The 24,247-nt window shown below is 36.3% G+C and carries 23 protein-coding genes and 1 riboswitch; of the genes, 11 read left to right on the top strand and 12 right to left on the bottom strand.

Features of this window, described 5'->3' with window-relative positions:
• The first annotated feature begins 6 nt into the window (after positions 1-6).
• Both IQ10_RS06245 and IQ10_RS06240 read left to right on the top strand, forming a co-directional pair.
• Positions 7-1,002 carry an ABC transporter substrate-binding protein gene (locus IQ10_RS06245; protein ID WP_144449620.1) on the top strand — a complete coding sequence of 332 codons (996 nt, stop codon included), beginning with the start codon at positions 7-9 and terminating at the stop codon, positions 1,000-1,002.
• Complete coding sequence (locus IQ10_RS06240) at positions 999-1,751, top strand: ABC transporter permease (RefSeq protein WP_144449619.1); 753 nt, start codon at positions 999-1,001, stop codon at positions 1,749-1,751. Before IQ10_RS06245 ends, IQ10_RS06240 begins: the two co-directional genes overlap by 4 nt.
• Positions 1,752-1,815: 64 nt before the next feature.
• Here IQ10_RS06240 and IQ10_RS06235 read toward each other — a convergent pair whose 3' ends face one another.
• From IQ10_RS06235 to IQ10_RS06210, 6 genes are all read right to left on the bottom strand, one after another.
• A complete protein-coding gene (locus IQ10_RS06235; RefSeq protein WP_144449618.1) occupies positions 1,816-2,655 on the bottom strand; it encodes an STAS domain-containing protein in 840 nt (279 codons plus the stop codon).
• Positions 2,656-2,806: 151 nt separating this feature from the next.
• A complete protein-coding gene (locus tag IQ10_RS06230) occupies positions 2,807-4,030 on the bottom strand; it encodes a CynX/NimT family MFS transporter (protein ID WP_242009771.1) in 1,224 nt (407 codons plus the stop codon).
• A gap of 90 nt (positions 4,031-4,120) precedes the next feature.
• The gene (locus tag IQ10_RS06225; RefSeq protein ID WP_144449617.1) at positions 4,121-5,224 is read right to left on the bottom strand and encodes a GerAB/ArcD/ProY family transporter; all 1,104 of its coding nucleotides are present in this window, start codon (positions 5,222-5,224) and stop codon (positions 4,121-4,123) included.
• Between the two features lie 56 nt (positions 5,225-5,280).
• On the bottom strand, positions 5,281-5,514 hold the full coding sequence (locus IQ10_RS06220; protein ID WP_144449616.1) for a hypothetical protein: 234 nt from the start codon (positions 5,512-5,514) through the stop codon (positions 5,281-5,283).
• A gap of 26 nt (positions 5,515-5,540) precedes the next feature.
• Positions 5,541-6,749, bottom strand: a complete 1,209-nt coding sequence (locus IQ10_RS06215; RefSeq protein WP_144449615.1) for a Ger(x)C family spore germination protein — start codon at positions 6,747-6,749, stop codon at positions 5,541-5,543.
• A gap of 14 nt (positions 6,750-6,763) precedes the next feature.
• Complete coding sequence (locus tag IQ10_RS06210) at positions 6,764-8,359, bottom strand: spore germination protein (protein ID WP_144449614.1); 1,596 nt, start codon at positions 8,357-8,359, stop codon at positions 6,764-6,766.
• 275 nt (positions 8,360-8,634) lie between these two features.
• Between IQ10_RS06210 and IQ10_RS06205 the strand changes: the two genes are divergently transcribed.
• The 5 genes from IQ10_RS06205 (at position 8,635) to IQ10_RS17980 (ending at position 13,000) form a co-directional block, all read left to right on the top strand.
• Positions 8,635-9,933, top strand: a complete 1,299-nt coding sequence (locus IQ10_RS06205) for an ATP-binding protein (protein WP_144449613.1) — start codon at positions 8,635-8,637, stop codon at positions 9,931-9,933.
• 199 nt (positions 9,934-10,132) lie between these two features.
• Positions 10,133-10,218: riboswitch (cyclic di-GMP riboswitch) on the top strand.
• Between the two features lie 246 nt (positions 10,219-10,464).
• Positions 10,465-12,210: a methyl-accepting chemotaxis protein gene (locus tag IQ10_RS06200; RefSeq protein ID WP_437177670.1), complete on the top strand. Its 1,746-nt coding sequence runs from the start codon at positions 10,465-10,467 to the stop codon at positions 12,208-12,210.
• Positions 12,211-12,316: 106 nt separating this feature from the next.
• Positions 12,317-12,505: a hypothetical protein gene (locus tag IQ10_RS18160; RefSeq protein ID WP_199757387.1), complete on the top strand. Its 189-nt coding sequence runs from the start codon at positions 12,317-12,319 to the stop codon at positions 12,503-12,505.
• Between the two features lie 186 nt (positions 12,506-12,691).
• Positions 12,692-12,844, top strand: a complete 153-nt coding sequence (locus IQ10_RS18155; protein WP_199757386.1) for a hypothetical protein — start codon at positions 12,692-12,694, stop codon at positions 12,842-12,844.
• 15 nt (positions 12,845-12,859) lie between these two features.
• The gene (locus tag IQ10_RS17980; RefSeq protein ID WP_158639998.1) at positions 12,860-13,000 is read left to right on the top strand and encodes a hypothetical protein; all 141 of its coding nucleotides are present in this window, start codon (positions 12,860-12,862) and stop codon (positions 12,998-13,000) included.
• Positions 13,001-13,058: 58 nt separating this feature from the next.
• Here IQ10_RS17980 and IQ10_RS06190 read toward each other — a convergent pair whose 3' ends face one another.
• On the bottom strand, positions 13,059-13,292 hold the full coding sequence (locus tag IQ10_RS06190; protein ID WP_144449612.1) for a hypothetical protein: 234 nt from the start codon (positions 13,290-13,292) through the stop codon (positions 13,059-13,061).
• Positions 13,293-13,839: 547 nt separating this feature from the next.
• On the opposite strand from IQ10_RS06190, the gene IQ10_RS06185 reads away from it, so the two are divergent.
• Positions 13,840-14,553 (top strand): Na-translocating system protein MpsC family protein, encoded by a 714-nt coding sequence (locus IQ10_RS06185; protein ID WP_144449611.1) that lies wholly within the window; start codon positions 13,840-13,842, stop codon positions 14,551-14,553.
• A gap of 71 nt (positions 14,554-14,624) precedes the next feature.
• Here the strand turns inward: IQ10_RS06185 and IQ10_RS06180 are convergent, their stop codons facing one another.
• Together IQ10_RS06180 and IQ10_RS06175 are read right to left on the bottom strand one after the other, a co-directional pair.
• Positions 14,625-15,305 (bottom strand): DUF421 domain-containing protein, encoded by a 681-nt coding sequence (locus IQ10_RS06180; protein WP_144449865.1) that lies wholly within the window; start codon positions 15,303-15,305, stop codon positions 14,625-14,627.
• A 144-nt stretch (positions 15,306-15,449) separates the two neighbouring features.
• Positions 15,450-17,066, bottom strand: a complete 1,617-nt coding sequence (locus tag IQ10_RS06175; protein WP_158639997.1) for an N-acetylmuramoyl-L-alanine amidase — start codon at positions 17,064-17,066, stop codon at positions 15,450-15,452.
• A 280-nt stretch (positions 17,067-17,346) separates the two neighbouring features.
• On the opposite strand from IQ10_RS06175, the gene IQ10_RS06170 reads away from it, so the two are divergent.
• Both IQ10_RS06170 and IQ10_RS06165 read left to right on the top strand, forming a co-directional pair.
• Complete coding sequence (locus tag IQ10_RS06170) at positions 17,347-18,171, top strand: STAS domain-containing protein (protein WP_144449609.1); 825 nt, start codon at positions 17,347-17,349, stop codon at positions 18,169-18,171.
• A 660-nt stretch (positions 18,172-18,831) separates the two neighbouring features.
• A complete protein-coding gene (locus IQ10_RS06165) occupies positions 18,832-19,176 on the top strand; it encodes a YolD-like family protein (RefSeq protein WP_144449608.1) in 345 nt (114 codons plus the stop codon).
• A gap of 647 nt (positions 19,177-19,823) precedes the next feature.
• Here IQ10_RS06165 and galU read toward each other — a convergent pair.
• Positions 19,824-20,714 (bottom strand): UTP--glucose-1-phosphate uridylyltransferase GalU, encoded by an 891-nt coding sequence (galU, locus tag IQ10_RS06160; protein WP_144449607.1) that lies wholly within the window; start codon positions 20,712-20,714, stop codon positions 19,824-19,826.
• A 55-nt stretch (positions 20,715-20,769) separates the two neighbouring features.
• On the bottom strand, positions 20,770-22,305 hold the full coding sequence (locus tag IQ10_RS06155) for a glycosyltransferase family 2 protein (protein ID WP_144449606.1): 1,536 nt from the start codon (positions 22,303-22,305) through the stop codon (positions 20,770-20,772).
• A 401-nt stretch (positions 22,306-22,706) separates the two neighbouring features.
• On the opposite strand from IQ10_RS06155, the gene IQ10_RS18755 reads away from it, so the two are divergent.
• Positions 22,707-22,823 carry a helix-turn-helix domain-containing protein gene (locus tag IQ10_RS18755; RefSeq protein ID WP_367613663.1) on the top strand — a complete coding sequence of 39 codons (117 nt, stop codon included), beginning with the start codon at positions 22,707-22,709 and terminating at the stop codon, positions 22,821-22,823.
• A gap of 199 nt (positions 22,824-23,022) precedes the next feature.
• On the opposite strand, the gene IQ10_RS06145 is transcribed toward IQ10_RS18755, so the two are convergent.
• Positions 23,023-24,219, bottom strand: a complete 1,197-nt coding sequence (locus IQ10_RS06145) for a family 8 glycosyl hydrolase (protein ID WP_144449605.1) — start codon at positions 24,217-24,219, stop codon at positions 23,023-23,025.
• Positions 24,220-24,247 lie beyond the last annotated feature (28 nt).

Here is a 24,247-nt window from a genome sequence, read left to right as displayed (position 1 = left end):
TTGATTATGAAAAAGTTATTCGCTATTCCATTTTTAACAGTTGCACTATTATTAACTGCTTGTGGGTCAACGCCTGAAAGCACGGAGCCAACAGATACAACATCAGAATCTGAAGAAAAACCTCAACTGAATATCGGCTATGTATCGATCCTTGCAAATGCTCCAGGTATTGTCGCTGATCAAGAAGGCTTTTTTGCAGAAGAATTAAACGTTAACACGTATGCCTTTAACTCTGGTCCAGAATTGTACCAAGCACTAGCGGCTGGTGAATTAGATGTCGCATATGCGGGAGTTCCCGCTCTTGTCAACTGGGCATCACGCGGACTTCCTGTTAAAGTCATTTCAAAAGTAAATGATGGAAAAATCGGTGTCGTCGTTGCTGAGGATTCAGGTATTACTTCAGTCAAGCAATTAGAAGGAGAAGTCCTTGCAGGTGTTCAAAGCGGTAGCGGCGTAGACATTATTACAAAAGGTATTATTTTACCAAAGGCAGGTCTTTTGGCTGAAGATGTGACCATCCAAGAATTCAACCAAGCTAACATTGAAGCAGCACTAGATTCTAATCAAGCAAAGGCTGGATTTTTAAATGAGCCGTTCTTAACATATGCCCTCTTACGTGGGAAACAACAAATTGCCGAGGAGAACGATCCAGCACTTGTCATTGTTGCAAGTGAAGAAGCTCTTGCAAATAAGTCTGAAGCTGTTCAAACGTTTATGAATATTCATCAGTCAACAATTGACTATTTAAATGAGGATCCAGAAAATGCAAATCAGGTTTTAGTGGAAGTCTTTAATATTGGGGCTATTGAAGGCGTTGCTGCAGAAGATGTCATCGCACAAGCAAAAGAAAAATTGTCCTTTGATTGGCAGTTTACAAGCGATGATTTCACCTATTATCAAGAGCTTGCAGATGCAGCATACGAGCTCGGATATGTGAATCAAGAAATCGATGTGGAAAGCTTATTTGATTTAACATTTGTTGAAGGAGTCATCAAAGAGTGAATAGGTGGAAAATCGGCTGGTTAGCGATTCCCTTTGTACTAATCGTTTGGACAGCTATCTCATCACAGTATCCTTCCTATATTTTCCCAAGCCCTGTGGATGTATGGCATGAAGGCGTCAATCAAGTAAATAGAGGGGAACTACAAACACATATCCTGCTCAGTTTACAGCGTTTAGTTTTAGGTTTTTTAATTTCAGCTTTTTTAGCATTTATTGTCGGAATTGTCGCAGGTGCGTCTCGTACATTTAGAGATTTTCTCATGCCACTGGTCACCTATTTTCAAGCAACACCACCGATGGCATGGGCACCTTTGCTAATTATTTTACTAGGTCTTGGTGATGCACCGATGATTGCAGTCATCATCATTGCTTCATTTTTTCCTATTCTAATTAATGTCATGCAAGGGATGAATCACATCCCCGAGTCACATATTCGTGCTGCAAAATCACTAGGGGCCAAAGGTTGGAGGCTAGCGTATTACGTCTACTTACCAGAGATTTTCCCCGCTGCCATTAGTGGTATTTATATTGGGTTTGCCATATCATGGCGTTCCCTTGTCGCAGCTGAAATGATCGGTGGTAATGCAGGAATTGGTTATTTTATCGCATTTAATGGGCAAATTGGTAATGCGGCCTCTGTCTTACTAGGTATTTTACTAATCGGCTTTTTAGCCTTATTTATGGATTATCTTCTATTAAAACCACTTCATAAGCGTTTTGCTGGTTGGGCATCACGTACTGGAAACTAAGAAAAGCTTCCCTCGTTGAACGAACACAACGAGGGGAGCTTTTTTCATGACGTTTTTATTCAATTTACACTAGCTCATGAGAATCGATGGCTTGCGAAAGAGTAGCTGTTATGGCTACATCTTCAAAAGAAAGGCCGAGTTGAACAACAGCTTGAGCAATTTCTGGTCGAAGTCCTGACAAAATGGTACTAACACCAATTAACTTTAAGGCTTCAATTAATTGAAAAAGTTGATTTGCTACCGTTTGGTCAACCTTAACAACGCCAGATAAATCAATAAATAGATGCGTATATCCTTTTTCAGCACATTTTGTTAACGTATTTTCAAGGATCCATTCAGCTCTTGTTAAATCGATCTCGCCGACTAGCGGAAGCAATCCCGCATTACGATTAAGAGTAATGACTGGTGAGCTTAACTCATTGATTGTTTTTTGCTGAGCTTGCAACTTTTGTTCTGAGTAATTATGATTTTCCTCAACAAACCAAAGCATGATCTTAGCAAACGTTTTTATTATGATTCTGTTCCAAGACTCAATGATTTCTTCTGAATACTCACCTTCATGCAAAGATACAAATTCCTTAACAAAATTAAGATATTGCTCCTGCACTTGAAAAAATTCTCTTAACACATACTGAACAGGAGTGTTTAAATGTTCTTCATCTTCCGCTATCATCACAATCCAATTCTCTAAATTGCTTAAAAATACTGAGTTCTCTTCAACAAAAACCTGACAAAAATGCAAATGGAATTCATAGTTTTGTCTTTTTAATGTTTGAATGATTTCGGGATCATTAGATGCATACACTCCATGAGAATCACTTTTGTCTAATGCCGTATACCAATCTTCCGTTAATTGCCAAGCTTTGTCTAATAAAAATGTATATAATTCCTTGTTTCGGTGCATTGATTACTCACTCCCTAGAGATCTCACTAACTTTTCCACATAAAATGATTGATTTGTATTCCTCGCCATTATTCTAACTTATTTTTAAATAAGACGTCTACCATTCCCACCTTTATTCCCAGAACTTTTTAACTATGAATGCTATCTACCTTTAGGCTCGTAGTTTTATAGGTTCTTTATGAAAAATATATTGATTTCTAGCAGCACCTATGCCAACAATCACCATCGCTATAGTAAGGAAAATAAATACTAATAGAGCAGGAGTCCAAGTATGGAATGTATCAAATAATAGTCCCATAAAAAGCGGACTTATTGAGGCAAGTAGATAGCCACCTGATTGTGCCATTCCTGACAAATTAGCTGCATCATGCGCGTTTTCTGTACGCAACCCAAATAAGGTGAGAGAAAGACTAATAGCGGACCCTTGAGCAACTCCAAACAAGAGCATATAAAACGTAATAACCACTAAGTTCCCACCAAAGTAAAGTCCCGTAAACCCAACTAAATAAAGGATTGTAATACCAACAACAATGATCTTCTGACTTTGAAGGCGACTAGCAAGTACTGGGATAAGGAGTGTTGCTGGGAGTGATGCGAATTGCATGAATGTCAATAGCCACCCTGCTGTTGGAATATCAACTCCTCGAGTTGTGAGAATCTCGGGAAGCCAAGCAATAATACAGTAGAAAATACTAGATTGAAACCCCATGAAAAGCGTAACCTGCCACGCAAGAGGTGAGCGCCAAATCGAGCTTTTAGCTAGTGTTGGTCCTTTTATCGCTTTGTTTTGTTTTCGTAATTGAGGAAGCCAAAGAATGACAGCGAATCCAGACATAATCGCCCAAACAGCTAAGGCTTTCTCCCAACCAAGATTAAATCCATAAGCTAATGGAATACTAAGTCCCGATGCAAGTGCTGCCATGACAGACATGGAGGTCGTGTACATCCCTGTCATTAGCCCCACTTTTTGAGGATATTTATCTTTCACTATTCCTGGAATTAAGACATTACATATGGCAATACCTAATCCGAGCAGAGCCGTTCCAATAAACAAAGTTATAACCATACCAGTTGAACGAAAAAGGATACCCATTGTTAGGATTAAGAGAGCAACAAATACAACCGTCTCATTACCAAACTTCCGTCCAAACCTTGGAGCAATCGTCGAAAATAAACCAAAAGCAATCAAAGGTAATGTCGTAATCATCCCTATACTTGTGTTGGACATCCCAGTATCTGTACGAATAGAGCTAATTAATGGGCCAACCGCCGTAATGGAAGAGCGTAGATTAAACGCAACAAATACAAGACCGATCACAAATAAAACACTTCCAAAACGCAATCCTTGATTCTTTGAAAAGGACTTGTCCCCCACTTAAGATCTCCCCTTTTTCTACGAACAAACACGCTTTATTTTTGAGTTTGATTATAACATAATTTTCTAATTAAGCTTGCTTCTAAATATTCACACCCTCTGTCTATTCGTTCTTTCTTTTATCCACGTTACGCACAAGAGCAGTAACGGAATGAATAAGGAAAATGACCCTGTGTATAGCGTCCAATACTTCTGAGTAAAATCCATCACATACACAATATGAGGATAGATGATGAGCGATAAAATACACATAATCAGACCTAATGGCCAAACTAAGAAACGGTAGTCTTCTAATTGTAGCAAATGAGAAATACCTAATGCCGCTGCAAAAAAAGAAAGAGTCATTTTAAAAAAGAGCGAGAGAAACCAAATACCAGCCACAATAGGTTCAATTCTTTGAAATACATCCCCGATATCGATAATTTTTGCCAACATATAGGTCGGATATATTTGTATGGCAACCGCTTCTGCTCCAAGAGCTAGTACGCTAACAAATGTAAGTACGACTATAAATACTCCTCCAATGACTGTACCCGTCATTAATCCTTTATAGCCTGCTTTTGGACGATTGACAAATTGAATGACCATCATTAATACAATTAGTTCAAAGAAAGGGAACCCCGCATTTGCATAAGCACCTTGTATGACTGGTTTAAGGCCATTTCCTAATATAGGTTGAATCCTATCTATTTCGAGCTCTGGTATAAGAAAAAGAAATAAAATCATTAACATGAGAACAATATAAGGAAAAAAGATTTCAGATGCTCTTGCAATGACTTCAATGCCAAGACGTGTTGCAATAATGCACGTTAAGATGAAAATGATATTAATCGCTTCAATAGGGGTCTCTGTTAAAGCTTGAGTTGTCATAAAGTCCCCCATACTCCTAGCATGCATGGAAGCGACCATTAAACAAAATAAAATGAAATTTATCGCAATAAATCCCCCAAACCATTTCCCTAAATGTTTCACACTATGTTGAACCACGCTAAGCTCAGGTTCTCTCTTCATCATTTTAATTAAAAGCATAACAACTAATATCCCTATAATAGTACCGAGTAAGGCAGATATCCAAGCATCATTTTCTGCTGATCTTGTCAGTATCGAAGGAACTAGCAAGATGGCTCTTCCAATAATAAAACAAATCGTTAAGATCGCCATCTGTCTAGCATTAATTTTCTCTTCGTTCTTCATACACTCACCTCGCTTCACTAATAAAGGGTATTTTCACTAAAAAATCCAATCTCTCCTTACTCTAAATAGGTAGAAACAACCGTATAAATAGGCTGGTAAATGAATTTAATTGCACTTAAAGGAGAAGGAATCGTGTCTCCAGTCTCTTTGGCAATACAAAGCATAACCCCTAATAGTAACAATAACGAAAAAGTCCACACTTCCTTTTTTAATCCTTTCTTTAAAAGTGTCGGAACTTCAAAATATACGATAGTAGAAGCAACAATCAATACGGCAATACTAGGTAGCATTTCAGCCTTCTCCTTCCTTTACCCACTTATCTTTTTATCGGATTATCAATGGTTCCCACTCTTTCAATGCTCATATCGACATGAACATTGATTGTAAGATTTTCAAACTCCTGATCCCAATTGTCTTTCACCTCTCGCCAATACTGCGGATTGGAACGATACATCGCTTCCCCAAATCCAAAAATGTCAATTTTATATTCCGTTTGTGCTTTCTTAATGGCTTCTTCAACATTCTTTTTTATCGTTTTATTTGTTTCATTTTGAATCTCTTCCATTGTTTGATTGTTCATTAAATCAATGTAACATTCAACTTCTGACACATTGGCCTCACCTTTAATCATTAAATCAATTTTTGGTTGCCCTTGCTGTACTTTTCCCTTCATTTTCGCATCCGTTTTGACCACTTCGATCCCAAGGTTCTCATCTTCGTTATCTTTACAAATATTTTGAAGTTTAATGACCGTACTTTTGACCTTTCCAATCGTATAATTGTAACCTTTACTCTCTTCTTCATTTAGCCATCCAATAAGCCGGTCTTCCTTGAAAACACCCATTCCATCATATTTTAAATTTGCCACTTGAGTTATTTGTAATACGTTTTCTGGTATGTCTCTCTTTTCTTTTTCCCCTTCGATTCTAATTCCTGTTAAAACAAGTGATGTTCCTTGACTTGTTATTTCGCTAATCAATTGAGCAAGTCGCACTTTTCCTGTTGCCGCCCAAACTTGTGCGGAGTTTTCAAGAGTCGAAAACATTTTGTTGGCAGGAATCTTTTCTAAAGATGTATAAGTAGACAAAATATTATAAGCATTTGTCTCGCGCGCGATCACAATATAAAAATCACTACGCATTTCATGATCCCTTGATAAAAAGTCAACCGTTTTACTAATTCCATCTCTCGCCATGTCCTCTCCGAACACGACCATTCTTAAATGAGAGTAATAGATCTTTCTCGGTACTTGTTTCGTTAATTTTCGCAAAGTTTCAAATAATGTCTCACCTTCATCGTAATAGGTAGTAACTGGTGAATCATCTCCTCCTCCGCCTTGTCCGCCTGCTGTTGCAATTTGCCCAGGATTGATAATTTGTACAGAGACTTGATATCCATTTTCTGTTTTATCTATCCCAATGGCAGAAGCAATCGCAAGATCTGTTAATTCCCTTCTATTCCAACAGCCTGAGGTAGTGAGTAGAACAACAATAATCATAAGACTCATAATAAATAAGCGTTTCATACAATCCCCCGCTTCTACCTTTCATCTTTCGGTTTACTTGTTGGTATTTTTGTTTTACGAATCTCATTTTGTTGACTAATTAAGTGTGGCCTTGTGTTCAATGCCCATTTTGGAAAACGAAATATTGCATCTTTTTGGTCTTCTAGAATAAAAGGAGCCATTGGAGCAGTGTAAGGGACGCCAAAAGAACGCAGACCACAGATATGAACAACCATTAAAATAAGACCAATAAAGATCCCAAAAAAACCGAAAGAAGCAGCTAAAATCATCATGCCAAACCGTAATAATCGAACAGTAATCGCTAAATTGATCGACGGAATGACAAAATTTGCAATTGCTGTAATCGCCACCACAATCACCATAGCAGCTGATACTAATCCCGCTTCAACAGCAGCTGTTCCTAACACAAGCGCACCGACAATCGACATTGCTTGACCGACTGCTCTAGGCATCCGCACCCCAGCTTCCCTTAGAATCTCAAAAGCAAATTCCATCATAAGGGCTTCGATATAAGCAGGAAATGGAACTCCCTCACGCTGAGCAGCTAAACTAATTAAAAGCTGAGTTGGCGCCATTTCTTGATGAAATGTTAAAATGGAGATATAAATAGCAGGCCCGAGTAATGCAATAAAAAAGGATAAATAACGCAACAGACGTAAGAAGGTTGCCATATCTGCTCGTTGATAATAATCCTCGCTTGATTGGAAAAAGTCGGTGATGAAACACGGAACCATCATCACAAATGGCGTCCCATCGACTACTATCGCCACTCTACCTTCTAATAATCCTGCCGCCACTGCATCAGGCCGTTCTGAATTAAAAATAGTTGGAAAGGGAGTAAATTTTCCATCTTGTATAAGCTCTTCGACATTCCCACTCTCTAAAATCGAATCAATATCAATACGTTCTAATCGCTCATAGACTTCATCGACGACTTTGTCACTGACAATTCCTTTAATATAAGCGATCGCTGTATTCGTTTTTGTCAGTCTTCCGAGCTGTTTCGTATCGATCCATAGATCAGGTGATTTAATTCTCCTACGTATTAAAGACGTATTCGTCCTTAGATTTTCCGTAAAGCCTTCTTTTGGTCCTTTAATTACTGTTTGCGACTGCGGTTCCTCAACTGCCCTTTTTTCCCATCCTTCTATTTGGATAGCAAGTGCTTTACTGATTCCTTCGATTAATAAAATCGCACTCCCTGATAAAAGATGTGTAAATAGATCTTCAAAATTTGTGGCCTCTTTAGCGGACCCAACAACAATGACATTTTCTTTTATGTCAGATATTATATTTGGAAAGTGTTGCAGCACCTGTTTAATAGACGAGTGTTGATCATCATCTAATAAATCTTCAAGTATTTCATTTAAACTGTGCGAGTCTATAAGCCCTTCTGTGTAAACAACAGCTGCTCTTGCATCCTTTTGACCACCCAGATTAAGCCGTCGAATGACAATATCGCTACTTTTCCCTGTTTCCTTTTCAATCCGTTCAATATTGTTATCTAAAAGACTTTCCAAACCATCAGCAAGATGTTTATTCATCTTTGTTTCAAATTTTGGTGCTTGTTTTTTAAATACGGCATGAATCTTTTTGAACAATCTTCCCATGATGACAAACCCCTTTTAGCAAGCGTACCTTTAGCATTCCACATTCTTTTATTTTTATCTAAAAATATTGAAATTTGTTCTATTTTTGGATTTAATAAAGAAAAAAAGGGAACCAGCATGGTTTCCTTGAATAATGTAAGTTTTATCCATATCTTCTTTCTTTATAAAACAGTTCTTCTTTCAAGCCTTAAAACGACTTCTTCCTATTAGTCTTTTAATCGAGTAAACTATATTTGTTCTTTAAAAGTTAGAGACATCATGAGGGAGGCTTATATATGATTGGTGAAATCGAAGAAGCAGTTAAATTAACAAACAATATAAATGTGTCTTCTGGCTGCCATATTATTTATACATATAGTCAAATCGAATCTTACTTAGATAATGCAACTGCATTTTTAGCGGAGGGAATTGATAAGAGACAGGTTGTCATTTATATAGACACAGTCGATCGATTTACTATCATTAAGGATAAGCTAAAACATGAAGGTTATTCAGCTGAACATATTGAGAACATTATTTTTGAAGATTCTGATGATTTCTATCGTACGAAGGATCTTTTTAGTATTAACCAAATTCTTCATTATTTCACTCAAGTATTAGACCCTTATTTGAAAGAAAAAAGAACGATTCGCACATGGTCTGATGTTCGTTGGAAGGACCAAGATGAAGAAGCTTTATTGAAAAGTTTAAAAAAATATGAATGTGAGTGTGACACCTATATAGGTAAGGTTCGTACAATATCTGTTTGTTCGTATAACGGCTTTAAGCTTCCCTCTGCCTTTTTAATTGATCTGCTTCAATCTCATGAGTATCACATGACTGATAAAACACTTGTCCCTTCAAGCTTCTATAATAAAAAGCAAGTCTTGTTCCCTTCCATTTCAGAACAAATAAGAATGGAAAAAGCAACACAAGACCAACTCATTCGTTCCGAAAAGCTGTCAATAGCTGGACAATTAGCTGCAGGAATTGCTCATGAAATTCGAAATCCGATTACAACGATTAAAGGATTTCTTCAATTACTTGAGGTTAATGAGAAAAATGTAAAATACATCAACATTCTTGAAGGTGAAGTTAATAAGATTGAACAAATCTCAAATGAATTCTTAATTTTATCAAAGCCGCATCTTGAAAATCGAAAAGACCAAAACATTGTTGAACTGATTGAAGGAGTAACAGTTTTATTACAACCTCAAGCTGTTAATAAAAATATTGGTATCCAAACAACTTATGAATCACAAAATATTATCGTCAATTGCGATGATATGAAAATTAAACAAGTTTTAATTAACTTGATCAAAAACGCCATTGAAGCAATGGAAAATGGCTACATCACGATTAAACTAAAAGAAACATCCCATCATGTCATCATATACATTACAGATGAAGGGCACGGTATACCAAAAGAACGATTAACTGAATTAGGAAAACCCTTCTTTACAACAAAAGAAAAAGGAACAGGGCTAGGTTTATTAGTCTGCTATAAAATTATTGAAGACCATCATGGTACAATCGTAGTTGAAAGTGAAGAAGGAAAAGGAACGACTTTCACAATCAGTTTGCCGAAAACATGAACTAAAAAGTTTCCAAAAAACTATTCAAATGAACAATCCACCTCGGCTTTCAAGGACCTGGTGGATTATTTTATCCTACCAATTGACTAAATACACTAAAAAGACAGAAAAATATTACAATATCATACAATAGTCATTGAAAATATTTATTTATTTAGATAGAATTGGAAGTGAATGAACTCATAAAATTTCATACTTTCTTAGAAAATGGCAAACTTACTGAAAGGTAAGGACGCAAAGCTAAGGGCCTACAGCATGATATGCCATGGTCGCCTGGTTACCTCAGAACGTCAGAAGTGGTTTCTCAGACAATTTGAGCAATCACTTTTTTATGTATGACGTCCCAATTCTAAAGAAATGATTTTTAAGCATTATGATGACTTTTAGAAGGGAGTTGAGTAAGGACTACATCATAACGGGATTTTAGAAAACGCTTACACAAACCCTTTTTTTGGGGGAATTTTATGACAAAGATCCCCCTCATTAAAAGCTTAATGATTAAGAATTTAGGATCTTGAGAGGATGATGATTTTGAATCTTTTTAATATGAAAATACGCACAAAGCTCGTACTTATTACACTATTATTATTAATCGTCCCTAGTACATTAATAGGCTTCATCAGTTACTATACTGCAGAAAATAGCTTAAATGAACTTGGAGCTACCAGTATCCAGAACACTGTCTATATGACAATTGAGTATATTGATGCCGTCAATCAAGAAGTCGAACGAGGCACTCTCTCTCTTGAAGAAGCCCAGGAACAAGTAAAGGTGTTTATTTTAGGTGAGATGCAAGAAGATGGCACGCGCCCCATAAATGAAAATATTGATTTAGGAGAAAATGGATACATATTCATCTATGACGAAAGTGGCACCTTAGTTGCGCACCCTAACATAGAAGGAACGAACCTGTGGGATACTGCAGATGTGGATGGACATTATTTTACTCAGGACATCATCCAAACGGCTCAAGCTGGTGGTGGGTTTACGAATTATCAATGGGGATTACCAGATGATCCAGATACCGTTGCTCCAAAAATTATGTACAATCTACTTGATCCAAATTGGGGTTGGATTGTCGTTGGTGGATCTTATATGCAGGATTTTAATGCCGATGCCAATCGTATTTTAAGAACCATTATTATTGTATTAAGCATTTCGGTGCTCATTGGTGCTGTTATTATCTATCTGTTTTCTAAGCATATTTCAGATCCCCTTTTAAAAGTAAGTCATCAAATCAACGAAATTGCTAACGGAAATTTAGCAGTCGATGATACGAATATTACCCAAAAAGATGAAATTGGTGAATTATCAGCAAATGTGAATAGAATGACAAGCGAATTAAAGGATATGATTGCAAAAGTCTCAGATACAGCTGAACAAGTTGCGGCATCTTCTGAACAATTAACGGCTAGCGCAGAAGAAACAAGTAAAGCAACCGAACAAATCACTGAATCGATTCAATCCGTAGCCTCGGGCGCTGAAGAACAAGTGAATAGTGCCACAACAGCCGAGATGTCAGCAACTGATATCTCAAAAGGAATGGAACGTATAACAGATAGAATGGAATCTGTTACGAATGCTTCAACTGTAACGAAAGAGAAATCAGAAAGTGGTCAAAATACAATCCAACAAACGATTGATCAGATGACGTTCATTAATGATAAAACCGATATCATCGCCCAAGTAGTCAATCAATTGGGCAGCAAATCAACTGAAATTGGCAATATTGTCTCCTTGATCACAAATGTTGCTGAACAAACGAATCTCTTAGCTCTCAATGCGGCTATTGAAGCGGCACGCGCTGGTGAACATGGAAAAGGATTTGCTGTTGTTGCGGATGAAGTTCGAAAACTAGCCGAACAATCAAGTCAATCTGCCAATCAAATTAATCAACTCATCCAAGATATTCAAATCGACATTAAGCGTTCTGTTACCTCAATGGATGAAGGAAAAAGGGCTGTTCAAGATGGCATCACATTTGTCAATCAAGCTGGCAATGAATTTGAGGAAATCTCTCGTTCGATTAATGAAGTCACCTCACAAATTAAAGAGGTCTCAACAGCAGTCGAGCAAATTACTGCAGGAACTCACTCAATGGTTTCAGCGATTAAGGATTCTAGTAAAATCGCTGAGAGTTCAGCTGCCTCTTCGCAAAATGTTGCTGCATCTGCCCAGGAGCAAAATGCATCTATGGAAGAAATTACAGCTGCTGCTACAACCCTTTCAAATATGGCCGAAGAGCTCCAAGAGTCGATGAAAAAGTTCAAACTGTAACTTTAGTGTGGCAAGGATATCCTCGTATATGAATCGGTCATATGAGTGACCCTACCTAATGCTTGAAGCAATTGTTTCAAGCAAACACAAAGGGGGATTTGCCAACATGAATATGCTTGGGATGAGACGTAAAAACAATCGTAATGGTGTTATGTGGTCGTTGGTCGGTTTAGGTGTAGGCGCAGCAGCATACGGTATGATGAGAGGCCGTAATAATAACATGAATTTGAATCCAAACAACATGATGAAACAATTTCAAAACACAATAAACCAAACAAAAAACCCACTTGGCTAAAAACCTGTCCTAAAACAGCTTATCTTAGATAGGCTGTTCTTTTTTCGTTTTAATGTATACAAGTAGCTCCACATTCATACCTCCCCTACCTTACTGGCTCTAATCGTTAAATTTTACCGCACATGTAACCTTTAGAATGCCACAAAATAATGGTGAGCTACACATTCATTACGGGAGGTCAATAAAATGCATCCGAGAAAAAGGGGCCATTCAGATGAGCCTACGATTGCTACTGGCATAGACGATGATGAGGAGCTAAGTCAAAAAGCTTCTTTAGAGGACATGAAAAAAGGCGATTATACGAGGGTTATCTCGTTAACAGATAACGATGAATCATGAAGGAGATGATCGATCATGAAACAAAAAGAACAAGCAATTGAAATTGAGCACCCTAACGATACAGAAATTGAACATCCTGTTATAACGGAGATCGGACAGGAAAGGGATACTAATAGAGAGCCATTAGAGTTAGCATTAAAGCTTAAAGCAAACTAAACCAAGAGAGTATTGCACCATTTTATGGAACCCTCATTTTGAACCTTTTTTGCTAGTCTCATTCGTTCTTAACTATTAATTGTTGAATAATGTTAGCCGAGGATTCTACATCCTTGCCATATGTACTTGTCCCATTTTCAATATCCACTATTTTAAATAAATTCGTATTGGCATCAAAACTAATAGAAACGACCTGCTTTTTGTTTACAGAGAGAGTATGCGTGATTTCACAGTGAATATAAGGTTCGATTGTTAGGTCCAATAATATTTTCTTTATATCAATTAAGGTCATTTTCCTTTTTACCTCCGATTTATAAGTATACGTGCTTGACTAGGCCTATTTACACCCCCTTCAACAAAAAAAGAGCTGGAAAGGGCTTGGTACCCTCTCCAGCTCATATAATAGCTCTAATTGTCTACATATTTCCGCTGACTTAAAAAATCTATACGATTAGATAACGTTAAAAATCAATTGGTGTTTCTTTTAAAAAGAAGAGCCAAGCATTTTTTCTTGTCTCCTAAGCTTATTATAACGGAACTTACAATGAGATTAAAGATATTATGCAATAAATGCTGAAAATAGATCGTTTAATTCTCTCCTGTTTCATCCATATTTTTAATGACATTTTTCAAATCTGTTCTTCTTTTACCTTCCTAGATTACTAGAAATGTTTCATTTCCTTCTTTTTGTGTTATTTATACTATATACTCTTTCAACACGTCATACTAACTACCCACTACATTCCAATAGTTGAAGTAAGATAATGTTGTTTCAAACAAAGGCATAGACATACTAGAAACTAAAATAAGTTCTTCGCACTGACGAGGGAGGAAAAACAATGACAATCGAAATTATGAATGACTCAGACATTAAAGAAATACAAAAACAAATTGCAAGTTATACAGGTAAAACCTTACGCCATCACTTTGGAAAAGGTCCCGAATCGGTTTATGTCAGCCTAAATTCCTCTTGTATTGTGATGTATATGAGGAATTTTCTTGCCCCGTTGGAACAGGTTGTCATGAACCAGGAAGGAATCGAAGCGGTAGAAGCATTAAGAGATACCCTTATGAAGCAAGTTCTTCCAGAAATCAAAGGATTTCTAATGACGATCATTGACATCGAAAAATTTGAATTTTACTTCGATTGGACGATTCAGAGTAAGTCAGGAATGATTACTGGTATTCGTAAAGAAAATGCCGCATTAAGAGAAAATGAGCAACTTCCTAATTTTATTAACACGATTGAAAAAGTTAGTGAAATCAGTAAACAAGCTGAAAAAGAGCCTAACCATATCTATGTTGAACAAGTAAATCCAAGAACGCTAGTCGTTGTTCGCGAAGGAATTCTGATTCGTATCGAGAAAGAGCTGATTGCGCTAGGTCATGAGCAAACGTTACGAATCGCCAAGCGCAGACTAGAAAAATCCCTGCTTGAAGATGGCGAATTTGATAAAATATTAGGAGTTAACGTTCATGATATTTTTGTGAATTGGGATTTTGATTTAGACAAAAGTGTGATTGTATTTATAACAGATCCAATTAACCCATAGATTGGATTATTTTTCACTTTTCAAACCTGCCTGTATGATTTGGCAGGTTTTTTTGCTTGTTAATAGAAGCACTAATGTTGAATGGTTTGCACAAAAATCCCATCATTCTCTAGCCACTCAGCTAAAAAAACATCTTTATAATCAGAAACATTATGAGCTAGAAGCTGCCATTTCAACCAAGATTCATCATGACCTAAGTCCTTTAATTCATCCCATAGCACTTCACCGTCACGAATCAGTGTAACAGGAACGTAAGCAGGCTTTCCTGGCAAATTAAAATCTTCCAACGTGGTTTTTTGATATTGTGGCTTTTTTAATATACTGATTGAACCATTTGACTCTAAATAGCAATAAGCAACTTCTCGAACTGAAAAGGTTTCACTTTGACGCAGCAAGCTTTGCAACTCATTTAGATTCATCTTACTTTTCCGTAATGCTTCTCGATCAACCATTCCATTTCTGATAAGAGCAGTTGGTTTGCCTTGAAAAATACCACGGAAAAATAGATACTTTCTCCCAAGATATTCAATAATGAAAAGTAATATCCCCCATAAGCTCATTGCATAAATAATGTAGAAAGTGCTGACATTATCGTCATACAAAGCATTTCCCAACAATTCACCTAAAACTATCGCTGCAATAAATGTGAAGGGTGTAATTTGATTAATGATCTTTCTTCCAACAATTATGACAATAATAAACAGAAAAAAGAAGCCTATCACTAGTTCAACCGTTAAATGCACGATATTCAAACTCAATGTCATACTCTCCTAACGGAAATAAATCACCATTTAATTCCTCAGATACATTTAATAACATAATTTCTTTCCATTATTTCATCATTTCATCCCTAAATTAAACAAACCACCTTATTTTCTAAGGTGGTTTGTTACCAATTACAAATGATAATAATCTTCAATTCCTTTTAATATCGATTTCGCTACCTTTTGATTATAATCAGCCGCTTTCATTTTTTGTGCATCATTGCTATTTGTAAGAAAACCGAGTTCAACGAGAACACCTGTCATTTTCGTTGCACGAATAACGAGAAAGTTCCCTGCTTTCCCCCCACGGTCTGTCATGCCTAGTTCTTGAACAAGACGATGATTAATGCTCTTGGCAAGTGCTTCACTTTCTTTACTCGCATGCGTACTATTCCACCATGTTTCAGTTCCATTTGCACTAGTGGCAGTAGAGGAATTGACATGAATACTTATGAATAGGTCAGCTTGGGCATCATTAGCAAATTTGGCTCGATCATTTAATTCGATAAATTGATCGTCACGTCTAGTCATCATCGGCTTTGCACCAGCGTCTTTTAAAAGCCTTTCGAGCTCTAAAGAGACACCAAGCGTTATATCTTTTTCATGCAACCCATTTCCGGCAGTTCCTGGATCCTTGCCTCCATGACCAGGATCTACAACAATTTTAAGGTCTTTCAACGAATTTGATCCTGCTGAACTTGTAAGATAATTCTTCGACACATAGGCAAACTCTCCGTTGTATTTAATTTTTGCCCAGTCATTCTCATATGTATAAATCTCTACAATTGTCCCTTCAGATAGCTGCCCTATCTTCTCAGTATTTACAGATGGTCCCCTACGAACATTTAACGTAGCAGAAGTAACCTTTCCTTGCGCTATAACTTTTTCTATTGGTGTTGGAGGGGTTGGAGATTTAATAGGCTCCTTTACTTGCTTTATGTAGCTTTGATGCACATAGCCAGCATTCCCGTTATATTTGATTCGCAACCATTCACCATCCATTCCATACACATCAACAGTTTCTCCTTTGACTAACGTACCTATAATGGAACTGTTGGTATTTGGAGCAGAGCGAACATTTAATGTCGTCGCTACATTGACAGTCCCCTTAAACAATACAGTTCCGTCATTTGAAACACGAAATTGTGGCTCTAGCGCACGTGCAAGATAAGTTGTAAATTCAGCCCGACTCCCATACTCATTCGGACGGAAACGATCACCTAATTCTACAATTCCATTCATTTCAAGAGCTGCAATATCTGCTGTGTTCCAAAACTGATTCCCAACATCACTAAACCGACTGACTGAACCACCAGTTAGCTTAAATGTTCTAGCAATAATTGTTGCCATTTGTGCACGACTTATATAATCATTTGGGTGAAACAGTCCATTTTGTCCCCCTTGAAAGATTCCTAGTTGAGTAGCACGTTCAATGGAACTGTAGGCCCAGAAATTAGTTCGAACATCGGGATAAGTTGAAGAATTTTGATTAATTTTCATCGTCCCTTTTCCAATTGCGTTGACAATGATAGTAGCAGCTTGAGCACGAGTTAATTTATCATTCGGGCCAAATAATCCATTCCCTTTCCCATTTACTATACCTTTATCTTTTAAATAATGAATCTCGCTGTGCCCCCACGAACCATTTGGAACATCACTAAACTTCCCTTGTGCAGAGACTGTATCCACTCCAATCGTAAGTAGGGTAAAAAGAATAGTGATAGTCGCAATCATCCACTTCTTCCCCAAGCTATATCCTCCTCTAAAATATGTACTTGCTATTTCCATCATAGAATATCATGGACGTTTTCAAGAAACTATAAAATTATGAACTAAGGAATAAAAATAGTTATATATTCATACTTCAAAACGAACATGAAATCTCTTTATACAGCAATGTTAGCTTCGATATTAATGTCAGTTAAAATAAGCTTTCATATTGAAAATTACTTTTAAAATGATATATTTTAATAAAAGAAAGTGGGATGGGATTTTTAGGGATCTATGCACACATAAAGGAGGGGTATAAATGGAAGAGCCATTTGAAAATTCATTTAAACTAAAAGAATTTTTCGAAGAGAATCGTAAGAAATTTGAAAAAATATTACTATCAGAGGCTGTCAATGTAAAAGATAAAATTGATGTAATTCTAACCATTGGCAATATCGACCTTGTCAATAATGCTAATAAGCTAGTTATTTATATTATTGACGGGAATGAAAAAGAACTTCAATTGTTTGCAAAACAAGAAGGAATAGCGTGGGCGACTCATTCCATTGATCTATCATTCAAATTGGAGTGGATACAATCCATTCGCAGGACTCTGTGGATGATTATCGAACAGTATAACGAATTAGTAAGCAAACAAATCACTTCTGATTTTTTTCATTTAGAAAAGGAAATCAATACTCAGGTCGATACCTTTTTAAATACTTTTTTTATTAGTTATTCTACATATAAGGATTCCCTAATCATGGCCCATCGAGAATTAGTTGAGAATTTATCCGTTCCTATCATTCCTATCAATACTTCTGTCTCTATTCTACCTTTGATTGGTTCGGTTGATAATTTTCGAACTTCAATCCTTGAGGAAAAAATTCTGACTGAGATTGGTATATCTCGCATTCAAACCTTAATCATGGATTTATCAGGAATCGCCGATATGGAAACCCAGGTCATTGACCATTTATTGAAAATTATAGACGGTACTTCCTTAATGGGATGTACTACAGTTATTACAGGCTTAAGACCAGAAGTAGTGAGGAAAATGATACACCTCGGTCACTCATTTGATTCTAGCACAAAAACATTAGGCACATTGCAACAAGCATTAAAAGAATACTTAATAGTATAAACGGATCCTAGATGCACTAAAATGATAAGGTCTCATATCCCCTTTCTTTAGAATAATAACAAAGCCAACATTCCTCTGTTGGCTTTGTTTCTTTCCTCCTTTTCTTAATGTGATAGCACCCTCCTTGTCATTCATCCACCTTAGCTTATGGAATTTTCGAACGCCCAAGTAAAAAAATCATTGAGAAAACCCTCAAATACTCAAAAATATTTCACACCATCACTACGTCAATTTAGTCACCCCTATTAAAAAACGGTTGTTTTTGACACTACTCAATCATAATCTGATACTCCTTCAAAACTCGATTCTTCTCTCTTTCAATCAAACGCAGATAATGTTGCACCAGCATTAGTCAATCCTATTTAAGTGAAAGATAAACAATCGTATGCCATTTATGAATCCGTCTTTTAGCAGCGTAGATCGCTTTGACTTTATCTTCGCTTTCGTTCCCCAGCGCTGGAAGGTGTGTCTTTCTTGTGTTCGATTGTATAAGGAGAATGAAATTTATGTTATCCCAAAATCTACTGCAAAATTATTGTGGGGTATCTAACATCAAAATTCACATATTAAAAATACGAACGTACATTCCTTTTTTTATTTGAATAACGAACGTATATTCGTATATAATATAGGCAAATATATATAAAGGTGGTTCTGATCATGCGTATGAATAAATTATCGCCTGGTTCAAACATGAGATGGGAATCAAGCAGAATGATGCTGCCCGAACATGTAGCCCGTCTACGTCAACGGAAAGAAGAAGAGAAAAAAGTCGAGAAGCATGAACTTGATGAGCAAGAGCTTATGGAATTAGGGTATGTGGTTATGGATTCGCTGAATCACGAACTAGATGTAAAGATGATTTATTGGGAGACGGGATTTTATAAAGAAGTCTACGGTGTTGTTGATCGGGTAGATATGCAGTTGAAGCAACTTAAACTAAGGATAAATGAGGAATTTATTAACGTAAAAATTGATTGCTTAAAAAGCGTAGAAAGAGTTTGAATTATTGCTATATTAAACATTAGTAAACACAGAAAAGGACCAAAAAAGTAACCCTTTTCTGTGTCTTATTTTATTAACGCTCACCATTTGTTCTATTTGTCTACCTTATCGAACGCTGCATTTGTAAACTTAAGACTCTCGAAGTATTGATCTGATTAGTTACTGATTACAACCATTAGAATGTACCACCTCTTACATAGCATTTACCACCAAAAGACAAAAAGAATACCAAAGAATGACAGACTGTTTACCACTGCAATCCATCTAGTAATAAAACATATAAAACCATCGTTTTGAGAATCAAAAATGTGATAAAAAACTTTTAATAAGATCCGTCTTCTGCAAACGATCCAGGTTAACTCTTGTATTGCACAGTACACTCATACTACGCAGCAAATAATTTCATTTGAAGAATTTACTCACAGTAAAGGAAGTAGATTCATATTTTTAGGTGATTGGTTTTAATAACGTGCCAGATTATGGAAGATGTAGTTTACCATTAATAGAGGTGAACCGGATCATAAGTAAATGAGGTTTTAAAATAGAAACAGTATGGTTTTTTACGATAAGTAAGTTGGTAAAAAGCGGAAATATACAAGATTTTATGGATAAAAATTGTATATTTCTGCTTTTTTAATGTTTTCGTATTAAATGTTTAATAACACATCTTCAGTAGTCAAAGCTAATTCTTTAAAATAACGCATCAGTTCATCTCGAAGATCTTCATGCTGAAGAGCAAACTCAATTGTAGTCTTCACAAACCCAATCTTTTCACCAACATCAAATCTTTTACCTTCAAACTCATATGCGAAAACTCGTTGAATTTGATTTAATTTTTGAATTGCATCCGTTAACTGAATTTCTCCTCCAGCTCCAATCTCCTGCTTATTTAAAAACATAAAAATTTCAGGTGTAAGAATATACCGTCCCATTATTGCAAGATTAGAAGGCGCTGTTCCCGTGATTGGTTTTTCAACAAAATTTTTCACCTCGTACCGTCTTCCATCTTGTGAAACTGGATCAATGATTCCATATCGGTGTGTTTCTCTACTTGGAACTGATTGAATTCCGATAACAGATGAACGTGTTTCGTTATATATACTTATAAGTTGTTTTAAACACGGAGTTTCGCTTTGAACAATATCATCACCTAGAAGAACTGCAAATGGTTCATCACCGATAAAATTACGCGCACACCAAACAGCATGCCCAAGTCCCTTTGGTTCTTTTTGCCGGATATAATGAATATCTGCAAGGTTCGTAGGATAACAAACCTTGTCTAATAAGTCAATTTTTCCTTTGTCTATCAGATTTTGTTCCAACTCAGGGGCATGGTCGAAATGATCTTCAATTGATCGTTTTCCTTTTCCTGTAACAATGATAATTTCCTCAATTCCTGATTCGATTGCTTCTTCAACAATATATTGGATGGTAGGTTTATCGACAATAGGCAGCATTTCTTTTGGTTGGGCTTTTGTTGCAGGTAGGAATCTCGTACCAAATCCAGCTGCAGGGATGACTGCTTTTTTTATTTTCATAGTGATCCTCCATTATAAAGAGTATTTTATGGTAAAATAAAGCATTTACAGCATGTTAAGCGGTTTGTCTTCCTCTTAACGTCCAAATTTGGTATAGCATAGATAACGAGGTGAAAATTGTTAGATAGGTTAATGCTATCCATCCTGTTTGTAAATAAGGCTGAACCGCCGTCTGCACGGATTCGCTTGTTAAAAATGCCCGATGATCAATACACAAATAAACGACAAATGCTATAAACAGCATAACAGCGATGATCCCTTCAGTGAGTTTGCTTCGTGTATTCCCTCGCTCCGCATTGTATTGTATTGCCCACCCGTCTTTTTTGTTGGCAGATAATTTTCCTAACCATACATTTGCAAAAGTAATTGAATTGACCCATAAATATATTTCAGGGCTAATCAGTAATGCGGCTAAAATGACATCGATTGGTCTATGCATCGGAGTCTTTAAGGCAAGTATAGTATTAAGGATCGATGCTAAAGCAATAGGGGTAAGCCATATCCAAGACCAATAAAACTGGTCGGTGGCGACTGCCACGGATAATAATGATATAAATAATAAACGTATCAAAAGATCCGTAAGATTTTTAAATTGCGACCTCCATATTTTTCCTTTATGTTTTGATTTAACTCCAATGTTATTGTTTGTAAGTAATTCTACTGTTCCTGATTGCCATTTATTACGTTGCTGCCGGAATGTATGATATGATCTCATTGCGTCAACAAAACAACGAGCCGTTGGGCTGATTAGTGTTTTCCATTTTTTTTGAATTTGCCAGGTTAGAAGCATATCCTCTACATCGCTTTCATCTTGCCAAGGACCATCCAGCTTATTTTCATCGATAACATCCTGTAAGGCTTCCGGACGAAATAATGTGGCTTGACCCCCTAATACATAAGTGCTTCCGCCATTATATTGGAGATCCAACAACCAGCTTGCCATATCTTGTTTTTGTTGATGAGTCCACCATCGTGAAATGGCTCCTCCATACTCACCGGTTGCAATCTTTTCTTCGTAATGAACATCGTCCTTTGAAATAAGGCTTTTCTTTTTAGGCATCCTCATTGTGTACTTGGCCATTACTCCACCAATATTTCGTGAACTCATTAGGCCTTCCCATAATTGAGATAATGCGTCCGGTGCAAGCCGGCTATCTGCATCCATTCCAAGGATTGCTTTAACAGAACTTTTGTAGTATTCTTGGAACCTTGTTAATTTTTTATCATATAGGTCTAAAGGATCTCCATAAATGTTTTTCCAAGCAAAGTTCAATGCGCCTACTTTTCGTTGTTTATTATTTTTGGTTGTAAGAACCTTCAAGTTAAGTTTAAATTCTTCTCCTGCTTCTAATGCGATTTCTTCTGTCCGATCGGTACAGTTATCAGCAATGACAATAACATCAAGTTCAACGTCTTTTGGTAAAGATTGATCCCCTAAACCAGCTAAACAATCACGGATTGATTTCTCTTCATTATGTGCTGGTATAAAGGCTACAATCCTTGGTTTCATATACGTTTGCCTTACGCTAGAAAAAATATTAGATTCAGTTGATTCATTAAAAGCATCTGATATACTAATTACGTTTTCCATTCGATCGCTCCTCCAAAATAATAAAGATATCCATAGCTGAAAGTTTATGCTCCAATTTTTCTTTTACTAGTTAGTTTCTCTGTAAAGTAACTAACATTTTCTCACTCCTTTAACATGTAAATAGTAGATACATAATACACTGTTTTTTGTTCGGTATATCGAACGATAATTATATTATAACGTGAAAACGAGAATAGTAAAGCCCTAAAAACCTCCTAATGTTCTTTATTAAGAACATTTTCTGCCATTTTTATTGGAATATCTCAATTTTAATCCATTTTTCTTTGTTTTTCTCAATTTTAAGAATTTTTCAGAAAATGTATTGTTCTATATAATGTACATGTTTTACTGGAAGTAAAAATTAAAAGAAGAAGGGGTATGATAGGGAAAACGATTAAACAATCAGGGATAAAAAAGGATATTCAATTTCAAACATGGATAACATATCTAGTGTTTCAAAGTCCTACCTAAGCAAAATTGAAAGAGGGCTGCAAACCAATCCGTCTATACATTTTTAAAGGAAAATGTCATCTTCACTGAATATAAACGTAGAAATTCTTTTAGATAACGTAAAACCAAATAACAGTATGAAGATGGAATTGGATGCGGAATGGAGAGAGTTAATCACCCAGGCTATTAAGGACGATTTGAAAAAAGAGGATGTTTCAAAAGGTGCATGCCTTTGAAGATATCCTCTAAAAATAGCAAGCTAGTATATCAGGAAAAATTATAAATCGAAATCATGGACAATAAACGAAGGCTATCATTGTAATAATTACTATCATCATTTGCTCCATAGTTTTCTGTCATTCTTTTCCATAATTTGTTAATCCAGTCTTGGTTAGTAACATCAAATGAAGCAGATACTGCAAAAGGTGAGATAAAAGCTAAATCTTGATAACTGGACAAAGGCTTTCCGTCCAATTGATAACCTGACATTATCTTATCTGGATCTAATTTTGTAAAATCCTTTATCCAATCATTTATTTTATCTAGCTGTGCCTTTAATCTTGAATCTTGATAAAGATGATATCCGACAGCTAAACGCCAGGGTATTCTACATGCATTATAATAATAATGATGATCATGCTTTCCTTCCAGAAAATCAGGGTGGACAGGCTCATACTCACCATTTTTCTTCCAGACAAAATCAGGGAGAAGCCCAGTTTTAGGACTATAAGTATCTTGGATAAAACTTGTTAATTCTACTATCTTTACAATAACCTTCATCCATCTCTCATCACGTGTTTCCTGATAAAAAAGATACAAATGTCCCACCATCCAATCGGAGGGCCGTGAAGCTGTACCATACTTAATGTCTTCATCATGCACCCAATCGCCTAACTTAAGGGTCCACTCTCTCTTATTGACTAACGAATCCATTAAAGCAGAAATAATCCTATTTGCTTCTAGCTTATAATTGATTTTGCCATCACTTCCCCATAATTTGTCAGCTAGAAGTAAGGAATACGCTATGTCCATATCTCCATCGGAGGCAGAATATGTATCTTCAAACAGCTCATCCTCCATGCTTCCGTTTTTAGTACAAACTTGTTTCCAGGCCATAAGGGAGGGATTTCCTTTTGATGGGTGTTCTTTGGAATAGAAAAGCATCCCATCAAAATAATTTCTTGTATCTTCCGCTAACTTAGCCATACTCACCATCAATAACATTCCATACCCAATTGCCTCTGATACAGTACTGCCATTGAAGTCATATTCAATATAATAAAGTGTTTGTATTGTTTTAACTTCTCTAACATACTTTTTTCTCCACTGCTCATAGGCATTTCTTATTTGTACCTTCATTTCTTTTCTTGTAATATAATTCGGATTAATACTATACGGAAATAATTGTTTATTTTGTTTATGAACGGACTTGTTGCTATTATCATGATCATAGTGATTTTCCATAGCGCTTTTCCCCCTGTAGTAATTTATT

This window comes from Halalkalibacter nanhaiisediminis, from assembly GCF_007830185.1.
Lineage (GTDB): Bacteria > Bacillota > Bacilli > Bacillales > Bacillaceae_D > Halalkalibacter > Halalkalibacter nanhaiisediminis.
This window is presented reverse-complemented; position numbering and strand designations above follow the sequence as displayed.